The following is a 16,634-nucleotide window of genomic DNA, read 5'->3' on the forward strand; positions in this document are numbered from 1 at the left end:
TGTGATGTGGCGGCGGAAAGCTGAGTCGCGGTCATGCTTTCGTCATTTCCGCAGAGTTGATAGGATCGCATAGATTCCCACAACAAGCCCGGCTGGGCAGAGCAAGGAAATTCCCATGGCTTCGAGCGTAGCGTTGGTCTGGTACCTAGTAATCGCCGGCCCGCAAGGCGGCATGGTCGTGTTGCCCAGCACGTTCGACAAGCGCGAACAATGCACCGCCGCCATCACCGAATACCAGAAGCAGCCGGCCCCGACCGGCTGGTCGCTGCAATGCGTGCCGAGCGCGTCACCCTTCACCGACGAGGGCGACGCGGAGGAACCGGCAGCGCAGTAAGGCGCGATGCGGCGTCAGCGCCGTGCGCTGACCGTCAGTTCCGGCTTCTGGTTGATGGTCTGGAACACCACGCAGTAGCGTTCGGTCAGCTTCAGCAAGGAATCGATGCGCTCCTGCGGCTCATCGGTGTCGAGACTGAAATTCAGCCTGATGGCGCGAAAACCGACCGGCGCATCCTTGGCAACGCCAAGCGTGCCGCGAAAATCAAGGTCGCCTTCGGCCTCGACCGTGGCGGCGCCGAGCTTGAATTCGAGCGCCGTCGCCACCGCCTTGAGCGTCACGCCGGCGCAGGCCACAAGTGCCTCCAGCAGCATGTCGCCCGAGCAAAGCTCGAGCCCCGAGCCGCCCGTTGCCGGATGCAGACCGGCAATCGCGAGAGCCCTGCCCGTCTCGACCTTGCAGGCGATCGACTGGTCATCGAGACTGCCTCTGGCCCTGAGCGTGATGAGCGCGCGCGAAGCATCATCGCGATAGGTCTCTTTCAGCGGCGCCTGCATGGCCTTCAGTGCGGTGGCGTCCATTTCGCTGCCCCTTTCGACGATCGTTTCTGGCGCTGGCATGCGTCAACCCACCGAGATTTGACCCGATCACACCGGAAAGCAAACATAATCATCGCGTTGGGACACAGGCGCGCAATCACTATCCCAAATGGACATTGACGGACGAGGTCTCAAAGACCGTCTGAGCCGTGCGAGTGCCGTCGTCCCATTTTCTGGTGACCGACTCGGGTCAACAAGGGCTGGCGATGGGCAGTCGGGTGTGCCAACGGTTTCTCCTGATAGGAATTTTTTCTTGACAGGGTGAAGGCAGCTATGGTACATTTCTGGTTATGGTGCTGAGTTGCGCCAGGGACCCGCCGTACAGGCGGTTTTTTTCATTCAATGCTCTCTCAATAGCGCGTCGAGAAGGCTTGCACGGAACCCGCTGACCCGGATTCGTTGCTTGATGGCGGGCGATCCGTCTTCAGCCGGACAAGCCTTTCCTTTGACTTCGATCGCATCGGCTATAGCTATGCGACAAGCGTTCTCGCGGAGGCGTCATGCCGTTCAAGTTGAAACTGATCTCTCTCATCCTGCTGATGCTTGCTGCCTTCGCACAGCCTGTCCTGGCTGAAACGCCGGAGAGGCCGGCGCCGACCGGCGGTGTGCTGTCGCTGCTGCCGCCGCCGCAGGTCACCAGCCATTCGATCACGGTTGCCGGACGCAAGCTGGACTATCAGGCCAAGACCGGCACGCTGTCGCTGCTTTCAGGCAAGGCCGACGTCACGGCGGAGATCTTTTATGTCGCCTATACGCTGCGGCCACCGGCTGACGCGGCAAAAACGGCACCACGCCCCATTACCTTCGTCTTCAATGGCGGCCCCGGGGCGGCTTCCGCCTATCTGCATCTCGGTGCGCTCGGTCCGCGCATCATCACGACCGGAGCCGATGGCGAATTCCTGCCGCCGCCGCAAAAGATCATCGACAATCCGGACAGCTGGCTCGACATGACCGACCTCGTCTTTGTCGATCCGGTCGGCACCGGCTACAGCCGCGAGGCTCCCGGGCAGAACACCCACGACTTCTGGGGCGTCAACCAGGACGCCAGCTCGATCGGCGCCTTCATCCGGCTCTATCTGGCGCAGAACGGCCGCAGCAGCTCGCCGCTTTTCCTGGCCGGAGAAAGCTATGGCGGGTTTCGCGCGGCGCTGCTCGCCAGGACTTTGCAGGAAGATGTCGGCCTTAGCCCGAGCGGCATCGTGCTGATCTCGCCGGCGCTGGAATTCATGCTGGTGCAACCCGACGAATTCGAGCCGCTGCACTGGGCTCTCGAACTCCCCTCGCTGGCGTCGGTGCGGCTCAGTGCCGACGGCGTTACCGGCGAGGCGCTGCGGGCGCAGTTGGCCGCGGTCGAGCGCTATGCGCTTGGCGACTACCTCACGGCGCTGGCCAGCGGGCTGGAGCAAGGCGGGCGGCTGGCGAGCCAGCGGGTGGCCGAGATCACCGGCCTGCCCCTCGACCTCGTGCAGCGGAATTTCGCGCGTATACCGACCAGCCTTTTCGCGAGGGAGTTTGCCCGCTCGAAAAGCAAGGTGCTCAGCCCCTATGACGCCATGATCGGCACGGCCGACATCGCTCCTGAAAGCGCTCGCACCGCCGGACCCGATCCGGTGCTCGACCGCAGCGTTCCAGCATTGACCTCGGCTTTTGTCGGCTATGCCCGGGACGAATTGAACTACCACACCGATGTCAGCTACCGGCTGCTCAATGGCGAGATCAGCCGCAATTGGGACTACGGCACATCGCGGCAAGGCTATGCCGGCGTGATGAACGATCTGCAGCGGGCGCGCTCGCTCAATCCCGCACTCGGCGTCGTCATCGTCAACGGCTACACCGACCTCGTCACGCCCTATCTGGCGTCTCGCTATCTGGTGAACCAGGTACCGACGCTGGCCGGTGCAAAGCCCATCCGCGTCGATGTGCTGGACGGAGGACACATGATGTATTTCAGGCCGGACGGAAGGCGGGCGCTCAAGGCAGCGGCGGCGGAGCTTTACCAAGCGACGCAGTAAGCGTCGCTTGGTAGCACCGGAGTGACCGGCAGTCCGCGACACGCTGGCGGGACAGTGCCCTCCTCTGTCCTCCAGGCAAAGGAGCCGCGAAGGACATTGCAGTTCATCTTGGCGGCCGGCCGCCTTCAACCGGCCTGCGGCGCCGAAGCGATCTCACACCCGTGGCTGTGACTTCACATGGGCAATGTAGCCGCGCACGTCGCTGGCCGGGTCTGCATAGGCCTTGCCGAGCTTCTTCTCCATCGCGGCCATGTAGTCGCTGGCCCATTCGGGCAGGGCATAGTCGATGACGGCGAGAAATTCGAGTGTCGCCGCCAGGCGGATATCGGCGATAGACGGGTTCTTGCCTCCAATGAAGGGCTTGCCGTCCCTGAAGAAGGAGTGGAACACCTCCAGCGGTTCGGAGATGGCGGCGATCGCCGCCTTCTGGGCCTCGGCCTTCCTGTCGGGATGAGCGTCGCTGTGGCCGACCTCTCCGGCATATTGCGGGAAACCGAGCGCCGGATAGGTGGCGCGCGCCACATAGGGATAGAGCGTGCCGATCAGGTAGAACATGGCGCTGTCGATCATCGCCCGCTTGGCAGGCGCCTTGGGGTAGAATTTCTCCAGCCCGTGCTTGTTGGCGAGATACTGCATGATGGCGCAGCTTTCCCAAAGCACCCCTCGCGGCAGGCCCTTGTCCTCGATCATCGGAGTCAGATGGGCCGGGTTGCGCGCCATGAATTCGGGCGAACGCGTGCTGCCCCAGGCGTCGGCCTCGGCATGGTCCAGCCCGGCGGCGCGGGCAAACACCCGAACCGTCATGTTGTTGACGCTCGGCTTCAGCATGCTGATCATCAGGGCGGGTTTCTTCGCCGACTTCCCCTTGGTCCTGGACGCGGCTTTGCCGGCAGTTGCTGCTTTTGACGTCGCCTTGGCCGAAGGCTTTGCCGATATTTTTGGCGCCGGCTTGGTTGAAGCTTTTGCTGCTGGTTTTGCCATAGCCTTTGGTGTGCCCTTAGCTGCCGGCTTCCTCGCACCCTTCGTCGCTGTCTTTGCCATGTGTTCCTCCCTTTGCTTATTCAAAAATCAATAAGGATTGCGCGGCGCCCTGTCGGCCGACAATGTCGCGCGCGAGCGCTCGACCAGCGCCTGGATGGCGTCGGCCAGATGCGCCTCGGCGATGTTGTAGTCGCCACGCGCGACGCGGAGCTTGTGCGCTTCCATCAGCACGTCGGCATGGCTAAAGCCGGCCGGCGGCTCGAAACGGTAGGAAGCAAGTTCGATCAGCAGGCCAAGCGGATCCTCGAAATAGATCGAATCCATGAAACCGCGGTCCTTGACGCCACTGTGCTTGATGGCGCGCTCGTCAAGCCGGGCGACCGCCTGCAGGAAGGTCACGCGCGACACGGCAAAGGCGATGTGGTGGACGCAGCCCGTGTCGGTCGGCGTGCGGCGCTTTGCCGGCGTGCGGGTCTCGTCGGTAAAGATGGTGATCAGCCGCCCGTCGCCCGGATCGAAATAGAGATGGCTTTCGGCTGCCTTGTCGAGGTTGGGTTGCTCGAAAATGAATGGCATGCCCAGCACGCCTTCCCAGAAATCGATCGACGTCTGGCGACCGGCGCCGACCAGCGTGATGTGATGTACGCCTTGCGATTGCAGTTTCTGCATTGCGTTCTCCCCCTGATGTCGGCGTCTCGATGTCCGTAAGTGCCGGCTGTCAGGCCCGCCGCGCATGATGCGAATGGCGTCTCTTATGCGAGGGCTTCCTGATCCGCACCGTTCCCTTGGCCCGCCGACCTTACGCGCCGGCTTTGTGAGACGATGCTAAACCAATCAGCTGCGCCGCGCCAGAAGCCGCATCCGGGATCGGACCTGCCCCAACGCAAGAATGGCGCTGGAGCAGCGCCATGCAAGGTTTCGCCCCTATAGCTGGCGGGAGCGGAGCCGACAGGGGCCGGAGCCGTTTTCACACAAGGCCGGTTGCCGCATGGCCGACGTCGCCATTCTCGAAACACGCGAAAGGGTTCTCGCCGGTATCCTTCTGACCGGCGCCGCCTATTTGCTTTTTTCGACGCAGGACGCTTCGATCAAGCTGCTCGTCGCCGGCATGAGCGTCTGGCAGATCATGTTCTTCCGCAGCATCACCATACTGACCGCCTGCGCGGCGATCGGCGGACGGCATCTCTATGCGGAGACGGCGCGGTCGCCGATCGTGTGGCCGATGCTGTTGCGCAGCGTCTTCACCCTGGCGGCGTGGCTTTGTTATTACAATGCCGCGCGCAGCCTGCAGCTCGCCGAACTGACCACCGTCTATTACGCGGCCCCGATCATCGTCATCGTGCTTTCGGTGGTGATGCTTGGCGAAAAAGTGCCCATGCTACGCTGGCTGGCGGTGGCGATCGGCTTCGCCGGCGTCTTCGTCGCCTGCGACCCTGCCCATCTCGGCCTGTCCGTGCCGGTGCTGCTGGTGCTGGCCGCCGCTTTCCTGTGGGGCGTCGCCATCGTGCTGTTGCGCAAGACAGCACTTGCCGAGCGCTCGATGATCCAGCTCCTGCTCAACAATTTCTATTTCCTGATATTCTCGGCGGTGCCCGCGCTACTCTGGTGGCAGATGCCCGGCTGGAGCGAACTGCTTCTGCTTGCCAGCGTCGGCGCGCTCGGCGGCTTGGCGCAGTATCTTCTCTTCGAAGGCATGAAACGGACGCCGGCCTCGATCATCGCGCCGCTGGAATATACTTCGCTGTTGTGGGCCTTCGCGCTCGGCTTCGCCATCTGGGGCGACGTGCCGCGTCGCGAAGTGTTTTTCGGCGCTGCTCTCATCATCACCGCAGGGCTCCTGATCGTCGGCGGCGAGCATTTCCGCAAACGGCTGTGACGGGCCAGACTGCTGACACTACGATGTCAGGACAGAACCACGTAAATTGGCTTTCATGACCGATGTAGCAGCCGCCACCGACACCGCAGAACGGACACTTGGCATCATCCTGGTGTCGTCGTCGGCGGCGGTGTTCGGATTGACCGGCGTGCTGACGAAATCGATCCATGCCGATCCGCTGACCATCACCTGCTGGCGCGGTTTCGTCGGCTCGATCCTGATCAGCCTCTATGTGCGGTGGCGCCGCCACCGCTCCGGCAACCGCGAAACGCTGCGGCTCGGCTGGCGCGGCTGGCTGCTGGCGGTGGAAGGCGCGCTGGCCAGCATCGCCTTCATCTGCGCCTTCAAATTCACCTTCGTCGCCAATGTCACGGTCATCTACGCGACGTCGCCTTTCATTGCCGCGCTGCTCGCCTTCCTGCTGGTGCGCGAACCCTTCCGCCTGCAGACGATGTTAGCCGCCGCCCTCTCGCTTTGCGGCGTCGCGGTCATGGTCTGGTCGAGCTTCGGCACTGGCAATCTGTTCGGAGACGGGCTGGCGCTGCTGATGACGATCGGCAGCGCGCTCTACATGATCATGGTGCGCGCCTTCCGCGACACCCCGGCGGTCTGGGCAGGCGCGGTCTCGGCCCTGCTGTTGTTCATACTCGGCTGGTTCGTCACCGACCCGCTTGCCGTCTCGGCAAGGGATGCCGTGCTGCTCGTCGCCTTCGGCTCGAGCTTCGCACTCTCCTCGATCCTGTGGACGGAAGGCGCGAGGCTCATCCCGGCGGCTGAATCCGGCCTGCTCGGCTCTGCCGAAGTGCCGTTCGCGATCCTGTTTGCCTTCCTTTTCCTGGCCGAGATACCGCCCATGGCCAGCATGATCGGCGGCGCAATCGTGCTTTGCGCGGTCTTTGCCCATGCCGGCCGCGACTGGCTGTCGGCAAAGCAGCAACAAGCGCCAGGGCCGTTGTGAAAGCCGAGCCCAAAAAAATTTGCGCAGTCACGGAACCATCATCCCGTTCAGGCATTGTTGAGCTGACGGACCACCCCCCGAGTCCCCCCAAACCCCTCGGTCCGTCCTACTCCAAGCCGACCGCAAGGTCGGCTTTTTCTTTGGCCCCGCGCGGGACGACAGGCGGCTGTCAGCCAAAAAGTTCTGGCACAGCCAGGCCGGTGCCGAGCAGTGCGGCCAGATCCCGCGCCGGGTTCTCGGCATCGGCGCGCAGCCGGATGGCGAATTCGGCAACGGGCACGGGCGGCAGGTCGAACGCGCGCGGTGCTTCGACGATGCCGGAATGGGCAAAGCGCGCGGTGCGCAGCGTCAGCGCGATGCCGGCCTTGACCGCCGTGCGCAGGCCGGCCAAGCTCGCGCTGCTGGCCGCGATGCGATAGCGCCGGCCGGCCGCATCGAGCGCCGAGATAGCCGCTTCGCGGAAGCCGCAATGCGGATCGAGCAGTGCAAGCGGCAACTCGTCCTGTCGCGCTGCCAGTCCTTTTTGCGAACAGAGCCACATCATCGGCTCGCGCAGCATGCCGATTTCGTCCGGCGTCGCAGCTTGCCGCATAACGATCGCCAGATCCAGGCTACCGCCCTGAAGGGCTTGCGCCAGCTCGGCGGAGCGGCCGACGCGCAGCTCGATCCTGACGCGCGGATGGCTTTCGGCGAAGGCACGCAGCAGATCGGGCAAGCCGCTGTCGGCGAAATCCTGCGTCGTGCCGATCGCGATGCGTCCATCGGCCTTTGCGCCCTTCAAGCCGAGCCAGGCTTCACGATGCGCTGCAAGGATACGCCGGGCATAGCCGACAAGCTCCTCACCGGTCGGCGTCAGGCCGCGGCCCCTGCCCTGCGGCGCCAGGAGCGGTTCGCCGACAGCCTCTTCCAGCCGCTGCATCTGCGCCGTCACAGCCGACGGTGAACGGCCGACAATAGAGGCCGCCTGCGCCAGCGAGCCGCCGTCGGCGAAGGCGAGGAATGTCCTCAGGAAGTCGGGATCGAGCGTTTTCATAATTTGATATTATCGAACTATTCTTTGAAAACAATTCGATTTTCATGATTCATGGTTGGTGACATGGTTGCGTCATCGGCTGACAGAGGCCGCCAGAACCAAGGAGAAGGACAATGCCCATCATCAACGTCAGCGTCACCGGGAAGCCCGACGCCACGCTGTCCGCCAGGATCGCCACGGAGGCGACCGAACTCACCGCCACGCACCTTCGCAAGGATCCGACCATAACGGCGGTTGCCGTCTCTTATCTCGATCCGCAGCACTGGTTCGCCGGCGGCACGTCGCTGGCCGAGCATGGGACCAATACGTTCTGGCTCGACATCAAGGTGGTCGACGGCACCAACACCAAGCTCGAGCTGGAAGCCTATCTCAAGGCGATCTTCGCCGCCTTCGGGCGCCTGCTCGGGTCCGTGCACGAAGAAAGCTACGCCTTCGTCCACGAAGTGCCGGCCGCCGCCTACGGTTATGGCGGCAAAACGCAGGAATTCCGCTTCATCAGCGGGAGACTGAAGGCGGCGTAAAGGATGCCGCTTTTGCCCTTCCCTTCGTGAGAGGCGGCAAGAGGCCCTTGCGCATTGACCTTGCCCGCACATCGTCTAGGTTCTTGCCGAAGCGGCCGCAGAGCCGAGGTGCAAGGAACGTTGGGAGAGACGCGGCATGATCCTGACACTGGCGCTGCTTGCGGGTCTGGTCGTGGCCTGGCTGCTGATCGGGGTAGTGGAAAAGTTCCGCCTCGGCCTGCGCTTTGCCCAGGCGCTGCTCTACGTGCCGTTCAAGCTCGCCTACCGGATCAGCGACAGCCGCATAGCAATCGCGCGCGATGCGGCGGCGCCAGTCATCTATGTCATCTCACATCAGTCGCACTTCGAACCGGCGCTGATGCTGTCGCTGCTGCCTGACGACACGCTGCACATCCTCGACGGAGCCTCGGCCAGGGCGCCATGGCTAGAGCCGTGGCGCGAGCTTGGCCGCACCATCGCCTTCAACGCCGAGCACGTCTTCGTCAGCCGCAGGCTGGTGCGCGTGCTGAAGGGCAAGGGCCGGCTTGCCGTCTACCTGCCGGACGCGGTCGAGCCCGACGTCAAGTCGTTCCGGCTGTTTCGCGCTGTCACCCGCATCGCCATGCAGGCCGACGCCCGCATCGTGCCGATCTTCGTCGGCGGCGCCCGCGACCTTCCTGTCTCGCTGACGCCGGCCAGCATCGCGCCAAGGCGCTGGTTCCCTCGCCTGTCGATCAGCGCATTGGAACCAATGACCATCGCCGAGCTGGTGGCGCGCATTCCCGACCAGGCCTCGAACACCAACGCGCTGTTCGACCGCTTCGCCGAGGCGCGCTTCGCAGCCGCCGATCTCGATCGCGGCCTGTTCCTGGCCATGCGTGACGCCGCAACCAGGGTCGGCGCATCGCATCCGATCATCGAGGACGTCGTCTCGGGCGCGCTCAGGTATCGAAAACTGTTTATCGGCGCGCGCGTGCTGGGCAGGCGTTTCGAGACGGTGACGGCGCCCGGCGAAGCGGTCGGCCTGCTCCTGCCCAACGCCAATGGCGTGGTGCTGTCCCTGGTCGGGCTGCTCTCGGCCGGGCGGGTGGCCGCGATGATCAACTACACCGCGGGTCCGGCCAGCGTCACCGCCGCCATCCGCACGGCGGTGATCCGCACGGTCGTCTCCTCCCGCGCCTTCATCGAGAAGGCCGACCTCGGCGATATCGTGACGGCGGTCGAAAAGAGCGGCGCGAAATTTCTCTGGCTGGAGGATACACGCGCAAGCGTGACAGCGCTGGAAAAGCTTACCGCCGCCTTGCTGTGGCGCTGGCCGCTGCAGCGCCAGGACGCAGCCAAACCCGCGGTCATCCTGTTCACCTCCGGTTCGGAAGGCACGCCGAAGGCGGTGGTGCTGTCGCACAAGAACCTTTACGCCAACGCCATGCAGGCGGAAGCCCGTATCACCATCTCGCCGGCCGATATCCTGCTCAACGTATTGCCTGTGTTCCACTCCTTCGGGCTGACGGGCGGCACCATCCTGCCGCTGGTTACAGGCGTAAAGCTGTTCCTCTACCCCTCGCCTCTCCACTACAAGATCATCCCCGAGATCGCCCGTAAGGTGAAGCCGACGGTCATGTTCGGCACCGACACTTTCCTCGCCAATTACGCGCGCACCGCCAAGGACGGCGATTTTTCCAGCCTGCGCTTCGTCGTCGCCGGCGCCGAAGCGGTGAAGCCGGAAACCCGCCGCACCTATCGGGAGCGTTTCCAGGCCGAGATCATCGAAGGCTTTGGGCTGACCGAGGCCGCGCCCGTGGTTGCCGTCAACACCGCAATCCATAGCCGCGACGGCACCGTCGGGCGGCTGCTGCCGGCCATCCGCATGAAGCTCGAACCCGTCGACGGCATCGATGGCGCCGGCCGTCTGTGGCTCGACGGTCCGAATATGATGATGGGCTACATGACCGCCGACCGCCCGGGCGAATTGCAGCGGCTCGAGGGCTGGCACGACACCGGCGACATCGTCTCGGTCGACCGCGAGGGCTTCATCACCATTCGCGGCCGGGCCAAGCGTTTCGCCAAGATCGCCGGCGAGATGGTGTCGCTGGGTGCGGTCGAGATGCTGGTGGAGTCGCTGTGGCCGGAAGAGCGCCATGCCGCCGTGGCGGTGCCCGACAAACGGCGCGGCGAGCGCATCGTGCTGGTGACCACCGCCGACGATGCGAGTGCCGAGGAACTGCGCCAATTCGGCAAGAAGGCCGGGGCGGCCGAACTGATGGTGCCCAACGACATCGTCAAGGTGGAAGAGATCCCGGCGCTGGGCTCGGGCAAGACCGACTACGTGTCGGCCCGCAGACTGGCCATCGATCGTCTGGGGCTGAGTGCGGCGGCGTAGGCGAAACGGCCTGAAGGGTCGTCTCGCCTAAATCGCAGGCCCGGGCGCAAAGCGTTGGCGTTCAATGCACCCTCTGTCGCCTTCAAAGAGGGATAACAGCGTTATCCTATATCCGAAGGCGGCACCTGCTCGCCTTCCAGCCTGGCGCGCTTCGAATAGGCACGCACGCTGAACGGCAGGAAGAGGAGATAACCGGCGACGGAGGCCGTCAGCGTGTACCAGGGATAGGTCATCAAGAGCAGGATGTAGAGCACGACCCCCAGGATGACCGGCAATACCTTGTCACCCGGCACCTTGACGCTCTTTCCCGAATAGACCGGCAAACGGCTGACCAGCAGGAAGGCGACCAGTATGGTGAAGCCGGTGGCGATGAAGGCGGCCGGGCGGCCGGGCTCCAGCCCAAGCCGCAGGAAATACAGATAAAGCGGCAGCATCACCAGCACGGCGCCCGCCGGCGCCGGTACCCCAACGAAATATTCGGTCTGCCATGCCGGCCGCTCGGCCTTTTCCTCGTCAAGAACATTGAAGCGGGCGAGCCGCATGCCGCAGGCGATGGTGAACAAAAGGGCGGCAATCCAACCCGGCGATCCCGCGCGGTCGAGCAGGAAAGCGTAAAGCACCAGCGCGGGCGCGACGCCGAAATTGACGATGTCGGCCAGCGAATCCATCTGCGCGCCGAATTTCGACGTTGCCTTCAGCATTCGCGCCAACCGGCCGTCTATGCCGTCGAGGAACGCGGCGAGCAGCACCATGACCACCGCGGGCTCGAAGCGGTTCTCGAAAGCGAAGCGGATGCCGGACAAGCCGGCACAGATGGCGAGCACCGTAACCAGATTGGGCAGCACCATGCGCATCGGGATTTCGCGGATGCGCGGGCCGCCGCTGGCATGCGCCTCGAATTTCTTGAACGGCGCGCCCACCGGTCAGGAGATCCGCACGAGAGGCGTGGCGGCGATACCGCCGAATTCCGCCAGCACCGTTTCGCCGGCGACGGCCGTCTGGCCGACGGCCACCCGTGGGGTCGCCGCCTCCGGCAGGAAGACATCGACGCGCGAACCGAAGCGGATCAGGCCGAAACGCTCGCCGATGGCGATCGAGCCGCCGGTCTCGGCCCAGCAGACGATGCGCCGCGCCACGAGGCCGGCGATCTGCACCGCCGCGACGGTGCCGTTGGGGCTGTCGATGACCAGCCCGTTGCGCTCGTTCTCGGTGCTTGCCTTGTCGAGTTCGGCATTGAGGAATTTTCCGGGCCGATGCTCGATGCGGGAAATCTTGCCGCGCACCGGGGCGCGGTTCACGTGGCAGGAAAAGACGTTCATGAACACCGATATCCGGGTCATTTCGGTATTGCCGAGGCCAAGCTCGCGCGGCGGCACGGCCGGGCCGACCGCCGAGATGACGCCGTCGGCGGGGCTCACCACCAGACGGTCGTCGACCGGCGTCACCCGCTCGGGATCGCGGAAGAAATAGGCGCACCAGGCGGTGAGGATGAGCCCGATCCAGAACAGGATCGAGGAGAAATAGCCGAGGAAAAGCGTGCCCGCGCCGAACGCGGCGATGAACGGATAGCCCTCGCGATGGATCGGTACGAACGCGTTCTTGACCGTATCGACAAGGCTCATGGGATGGGGCAGTCCCTGTTTCAGGTCCGGCCTCAATAACCGAAACACCCTCTGCCCGCAACGCGACAATGGGAAAGGAGGGTGGACGAGCTAGCCCGCAGCAGCGGAACGATCAAAGTGCTCGGCGAGTTCCGGGATTGTAGCGTCGGCAAGCTTTTCGTTATCTTTGCCACGCAAGAGCACACTACCATTCCACGAAGACAGCAAGAGGAAGGCCCGGTCAGACGCCAACACCACCCAGTTCACGACCACGCCTTCCGCCGTTTGCACGATTGAGTTCGCTGAAACGATGGCGTCCGTCGGGTCGAATCCGGCTTTGCGCAGTAGAAGGTCGACAGCAGCCGGGGCATGATACTGCTCAGCCAATTCGACAACCATTTTGATTTCCGAGCCTTCAGCGTGGCCAAGTCGGTTGCCTACTCGCGGAGCGATGGCTCCCAAAGAATTCTCACCCGGGCGTATGACCGGTGGGTCTTCCGCCGCGATGTATTCGTAGATATCGGCGTGCGTCTCAGTTGCAACGCATAGCCGAGGCTCCTTCGCACTGGTACGCAGTTGGAAAACCATCTGCATCTCACCCCCGACATCCAGCATTCTTGCCATGCCAAAGCCCAATCTGACCTCAGGCGGAGACACCTTGGCGCAGGCGAGACCGGCCCCAACGTCGCGCCAGCCGATCATCTGGCGCACCAGCTTGCTAATCGAACGATGAAGAAGCCTGGCTTCGCGTTGCGGGTTGGCCATCACCAGACCGTGTATAACATCGCTGTAATCGTCATCTTCGACAATCTGTAGATCAGGCCACGAGACGATCCAGCGCGCCAAGAAACCCTGCATCGGTGCAGCCTCATCTGCGTGGTAGAACTCACCGTCAAGCGCATCCAGAAAATCGTCGCAACCACCCTCGAAGCCCGTTTGTTCGGCCGCCTCATCGGGATGCTCGGCAATCCAGGAGGACATCTTTTCCAAAGTCGCCAATTGGCCGCTCGCACCGCTAGCAGCGAGTCCAACTCGGGCGTTCGTAATCATGGCGTTGGTTTCCTCTGCGCCATTGTAGATGAATTGACTGTGCCCGCCATTCTTCACCTCAGCCGAGTACGAGTTTGCGTGGGAAACCTGCATCGCCCTCGGGCTGATCTCCGGATATCGGTAGAGCCCTTCATAAGTCATGGTTTGGATGAAATCTCAACGGCGAAGACGAGCTCCGAGGGGCTATCGATTGCCTGTTCTACTGTTGAACGGCGCACAAAAACCGGCAGCGGCAGCCTGACCTGTGGCCACCTGGCAGCATTCGACGCGAGTTTTTCAGACGTTTTTCTGGACTTGCGAAAGAAAAATCCGAACATCGAAAATGCTTTCATAGACCGCAAAGCAACCGCAGCTGGTTGTTCCCGAGGTGACAATATCACCTGTTCTTAGATTTGAAAGAGACCCAGGTATGTGCAGATTTGGCGGGGTCACCATCGCGCAGTAGCCTTTTAGAATTGTCGGCCGCCATGTCGGCAAGCCATACGCTCGCCCGTCCTTGGCAGGACAGTGCCCCGCGACGCCTTCGGAACGGTGACGTGGGTCACGCAGCCAAGGAGCCAGCCAATGTCATCCGTTGCCGAGAACGCCAAGATTATCGCCAAGGGCCTCGCTTTCGGGGAATCGCCGCGTTGGCATGAGGGACGCCTGTGGCTCTGCAACTGGGGTACCGGAGAGATCGTCGCCGTGAGCGACGAGGGCAAGAGCAGGGTGATGCTCACCGTGCCAGCGGTCCTGCCCTACTCCATCGACTGGCTGCCGGATGGCAGGTTGCTCGTGATTTCAGGCCGCGAAGGCCTGCTGCTAAGGCAGGAGGTGGATGGCAGGCTCGTCACCCATGCCGATCTGCGCGACCTTTCGAAAAGCCCCTGGAACGAGATCGTCGTCGATGGGCGCGGCAATATCTATGTCAATGGCGGCGGCCCGGCGCCGGCACCCGGCCAGCATTTCGGCCCGGGCACGATCGTGCTGATCACGCCGGACGGGACGGCCAGGCAAGTGGCTGAGAATATCGCGTTTGCCAATGGCATGGCTGTGACCCCGGACAACAGGACGCTGATCATTGCCGAATCCCACTCCAACCGGCTGACCGCCTTCGACATAGCCGCCGACGGCACTCTGGCTAATCGGCGGGTGTGGGCCGATCTCGACGGCTATCCCGATGGCATCTGCCTCGATGCCGAAGGGACGGTCTGGTACGCGGATGTTCCCAACAAGCGCTGTGCGCAGGTACGCGAAGGCGGTGAGCTGCTGCAGACCGTGACCGCCGATCGCGGCTGCTTCGCCTGCATGCTGGGCGGTGTCGACGGCAGGACGCTGTTCATCACCGCAGCCGAGTGGCGCGGCTTCGACCACATGTCGAGCGACGCCCGCACTGGTCAGGTGCTGGGCGTCGCTGTTTCCTCGCCTGGCGCGGGATGGCCGTCTTACATTTCGGGCACACGCTGATTGGCGAAAGCGACGGAGATAGCCAACGCCGCTACGACAGCTCCGACGTGCGCCTGCGCACCACAACACCCAGTTCGTCGCTTTCGCGGGCGATGCGCAGACGCTCCTCGGCTTCGGTCGCCTCGCGCTGGCGGTCCCACATCGAGGCATAAAGCCCGTGCTTGCGCATCAGATCGGCATGGGTGCCGCGTTCGGCGATCTGGCCGTCCTTGAGCACGATGATTTCGTCGGCCGTGATCACCGTCGACAGCCGGTGGGCGATGACGATGGTGGTGCGGCCCCGGCTGACCAGGTCAAGCGCGGCCTGGATCTCCTGTTCGGTATGGCTGTCCAGCGCCGAGGTCGCCTCGTCGAGCATCAGGATCGGCGGCGCCTTGAGAATGGTGCGGGCAATCGCCACGCGCTGCTTCTCGCCGCCGGAAAGCTTCAGCCCGCGCTCGCCGACCATCGAGCGGTAACCCTCGGGCAGCCGCTCGATGAAGGGGCCGATCTGGGCGAGTTCGGCCGCCTTGCGCACCTCCTCCTCGCTGGCGCCGATGCGGCCGTAGCGGATGTTGTAGGCGATGGTGTCGTTGAACAGCACGGTGTCCTGAGGCACCATGCCGATCGCCGCGCGCAGGCTCTTCTGCGTCACTTCCCTGACATCCTGGCCGTCGATCAGCACCTGGCCCGACTGGATGTCGTAGAAGCGGAACAGCAGCCGCGAGATGGTCGACTTGCCCGCGCCCGAAGGACCGACGATGGCGACCGTCTTGCCGGCCGGCACCTCGAAGCTGATGCCTTTCAGGATCTTGCGGTTCGGATCATAGGAGAAATGCACGTCGCGGAATTCGACCTTGCCGGCTTCGATCGCGAGCGGCCTGGCACTGGGCTTGTCGACGATCTCCTGCGGCACGTCGAGCAGGTCGAACATCTGCTCGATATCGGTGAGGCCCTGGCGAATCTCGCGGTAGATGAAGCCGATGAAATTGAGCGGCACCGAGAGCTGCATCAGCATGGCGTTGATGAAGACGAAATCACCGACAGACTGCGTACCGCGCTGCACTTCGAGCGCGGACATGCACATGACGATGACCGTGCCCAGCCCATAGATGACGCCCTGGCCGAAATTCAGCCAGCCGAGCGACGTCCAGATTCTCGTCGCCGACATCTCGTAACGCGCCATGGAGCGGTCGAAGCGCTCGGCCTCCATGGCCTCGTTGTTGAAATATTTGACCGTCTCGAAATTGAGCAGAGAGTCGATCGCCTTGGTGTTGGCGTCGGTGTCGCTGTCGTTCATGTCGCGGCGGATCGAAATGCGCCAGTCGCTGGCGCGAACCGTGAACCAGACATAGAGCCAGACGGTGACCGCCACCACGGCTACGTATTTCCAGCCATAGGTGTAGGCGAAGATGCCCGTGGTCAGCGCGAATTCGAGGATGGTCGGCGCCGTGTTGAGCATGATGAAGCGCACGATCGTCTCGATGCCCTTGGTGCCGCGCTCGATGATGCGCGACAGGCCGCCGGTGCGTCGTTCGAGATGGAAGCGCAGGGACAACTGGTGCATATGGACGAAGGTGCGGAAGGCAAGCTGGCGCACAGCGTACTGGCCGACGCGGGCAAACAGCGCGTCGCGCAACTGGTTGAAGCCGAGTTGCACGAGCCGCACGACATTGTAGGCGACAACCAACATGACCGGGGCGAGCAGGAAGGCGGGCAGCGGCGGCGTCGATCTGCCGTCACCGGCCAAGGCGTCGGTCGCCCATTTGAAGAAATAGGGTCCCGCGACCAATGTCAGCTTGGCAACCACCAGCAGAATTGTCGCCCAGGTGACGCGCGCGCGCAGATCGGCACGATCCGCCGGCCACATATAGGGCCAGAGGTTAAGCAGCGTCTTGAAGGTCGGGGAATCGGCGGAGACGGTTTTTACGGCCACTTTTCTTGC

16 protein-coding genes are annotated in these 16,634 nt (G+C 63.4%); 8 read left to right on the plus strand and 8 right to left on the minus strand.

The window, feature by feature from the left end:
• Window positions 1-115: 115 nt before the first annotated feature.
• The gene (locus tag FJ443_RS25560; RefSeq protein ID WP_140494486.1) at window positions 116-334 is read left to right on the plus strand and encodes a hypothetical protein; all 219 of its coding nucleotides are present in this window, start codon (window positions 116-118) and stop codon (window positions 332-334) included.
• A gap of 14 nt (window positions 335-348) precedes the next feature.
• On the opposite strand, the gene FJ443_RS25565 is transcribed toward FJ443_RS25560, so the two are convergent.
• Entirely contained in the window at window positions 349-855 is a 507-nt protein-coding gene (locus FJ443_RS25565; protein ID WP_140494488.1) for an OsmC family protein, read from the minus strand.
• Between the two features lie 518 nt (window positions 856-1,373).
• Here FJ443_RS25565 and FJ443_RS25570 point away from each other — a divergent pair.
• On the plus strand, window positions 1,374-2,885 hold the full coding sequence (locus FJ443_RS25570) for a peptidase S10 (RefSeq protein WP_140517839.1): 1,512 nt from the start codon (window positions 1,374-1,376) through the stop codon (window positions 2,883-2,885).
• A gap of 153 nt (window positions 2,886-3,038) precedes the next feature.
• On the opposite strand, the gene FJ443_RS25575 is transcribed toward FJ443_RS25570, so the two are convergent.
• A complete protein-coding gene (locus FJ443_RS25575) occupies window positions 3,039-3,821 on the minus strand; it encodes a glutathione S-transferase family protein (RefSeq protein WP_246672560.1) in 783 nt (260 codons plus the stop codon).
• Here FJ443_RS25575 and FJ443_RS31820 point away from each other — a divergent pair.
• Window positions 3,712-3,960, plus strand: a complete 249-nt coding sequence (locus FJ443_RS31820) for a hypothetical protein (protein WP_246681245.1) — start codon at window positions 3,712-3,714, stop codon at window positions 3,958-3,960. The genes FJ443_RS25575 and FJ443_RS31820 overlap by 110 nt on opposite strands.
• Here FJ443_RS31820 and FJ443_RS25580 read toward each other — a convergent pair.
• A complete protein-coding gene (locus tag FJ443_RS25580; RefSeq protein ID WP_140633401.1) occupies window positions 3,954-4,535 on the minus strand; it encodes a VOC family protein in 582 nt (193 codons plus the stop codon). The two genes, FJ443_RS31820 and FJ443_RS25580, sit on opposite strands and share 7 nt — an antisense overlap.
• A gap of 319 nt (window positions 4,536-4,854) precedes the next feature.
• Between FJ443_RS25580 and FJ443_RS25585 the strand changes: the two genes are divergently transcribed.
• Together FJ443_RS25585 and FJ443_RS25590 are read left to right on the plus strand one after the other, a co-directional pair.
• Window positions 4,855-5,742, plus strand: coding sequence for a DMT family transporter (locus FJ443_RS25585; protein ID WP_140666228.1), 888 nt, complete (start codon window positions 4,855-4,857; stop codon window positions 5,740-5,742).
• Window positions 5,743-5,797: 55 nt separating this feature from the next.
• A complete protein-coding gene (locus FJ443_RS25590) occupies window positions 5,798-6,700 on the plus strand; it encodes a DMT family transporter (protein ID WP_140666230.1) in 903 nt (300 codons plus the stop codon).
• A 169-nt stretch (window positions 6,701-6,869) separates the two neighbouring features.
• Here the strand turns inward: FJ443_RS25590 and FJ443_RS25595 are convergent, their stop codons facing one another.
• Window positions 6,870-7,733: a LysR substrate-binding domain-containing protein gene (locus FJ443_RS25595; protein ID WP_140666232.1), complete on the minus strand. Its 864-nt coding sequence runs from the start codon at window positions 7,731-7,733 to the stop codon at window positions 6,870-6,872.
• Window positions 7,734-7,846: 113 nt separating this feature from the next.
• On the opposite strand from FJ443_RS25595, the gene FJ443_RS25600 reads away from it, so the two are divergent.
• Both FJ443_RS25600 and FJ443_RS25605 read left to right on the plus strand, forming a co-directional pair.
• Window positions 7,847-8,254 (plus strand): 4-oxalocrotonate tautomerase family protein, encoded by a 408-nt coding sequence (locus FJ443_RS25600; RefSeq protein ID WP_140666234.1) that lies wholly within the window; start codon window positions 7,847-7,849, stop codon window positions 8,252-8,254.
• A 136-nt stretch (window positions 8,255-8,390) separates the two neighbouring features.
• Window positions 8,391-10,613 carry an AMP-binding protein gene (locus tag FJ443_RS25605; RefSeq protein ID WP_140666236.1) on the plus strand — a complete coding sequence of 741 codons (2,223 nt, stop codon included), beginning with the start codon at window positions 8,391-8,393 and terminating at the stop codon, window positions 10,611-10,613.
• Between the two features lie 101 nt (window positions 10,614-10,714).
• Here the strand turns inward: FJ443_RS25605 and FJ443_RS25610 are convergent, their stop codons facing one another.
• The 3 genes from FJ443_RS25610 to FJ443_RS25620 form a co-directional block, all read right to left on the minus strand.
• The gene (locus tag FJ443_RS25610) at window positions 10,715-11,533 is read right to left on the minus strand and encodes a phosphatidylcholine/phosphatidylserine synthase (protein WP_140666238.1); all 819 of its coding nucleotides are present in this window, start codon (window positions 11,531-11,533) and stop codon (window positions 10,715-10,717) included.
• 3 nt (window positions 11,534-11,536) lie between these two features.
• The gene (locus FJ443_RS25615) at window positions 11,537-12,235 is read right to left on the minus strand and encodes a phosphatidylserine decarboxylase (RefSeq protein WP_140494507.1); all 699 of its coding nucleotides are present in this window, start codon (window positions 12,233-12,235) and stop codon (window positions 11,537-11,539) included.
• 90 nt (window positions 12,236-12,325) lie between these two features.
• On the minus strand, window positions 12,326-13,405 hold the full coding sequence (locus tag FJ443_RS25620) for a DUF4375 domain-containing protein (RefSeq protein WP_140666240.1): 1,080 nt from the start codon (window positions 13,403-13,405) through the stop codon (window positions 12,326-12,328).
• A 423-nt stretch (window positions 13,406-13,828) separates the two neighbouring features.
• Between FJ443_RS25620 and FJ443_RS25625 the strand changes: the two genes are divergently transcribed.
• On the plus strand, window positions 13,829-14,710 hold the full coding sequence (locus FJ443_RS25625) for an SMP-30/gluconolactonase/LRE family protein (protein ID WP_140666242.1): 882 nt from the start codon (window positions 13,829-13,831) through the stop codon (window positions 14,708-14,710).
• A 31-nt stretch (window positions 14,711-14,741) separates the two neighbouring features.
• Here the strand turns inward: FJ443_RS25625 and FJ443_RS25630 are convergent, their stop codons facing one another.
• Window positions 14,742-16,625, minus strand: a complete 1,884-nt coding sequence (locus tag FJ443_RS25630; protein ID WP_140666244.1) for an ABC transporter ATP-binding protein/permease — start codon at window positions 16,623-16,625, stop codon at window positions 14,742-14,744.
• Between the last annotated feature and the right edge of the window lie 9 nt (window positions 16,626-16,634).

The organism is Mesorhizobium sp. B2-6-1 (assembly GCF_006440475.1).
Lineage (GTDB): Bacteria > Pseudomonadota > Alphaproteobacteria > Rhizobiales > Rhizobiaceae > Mesorhizobium.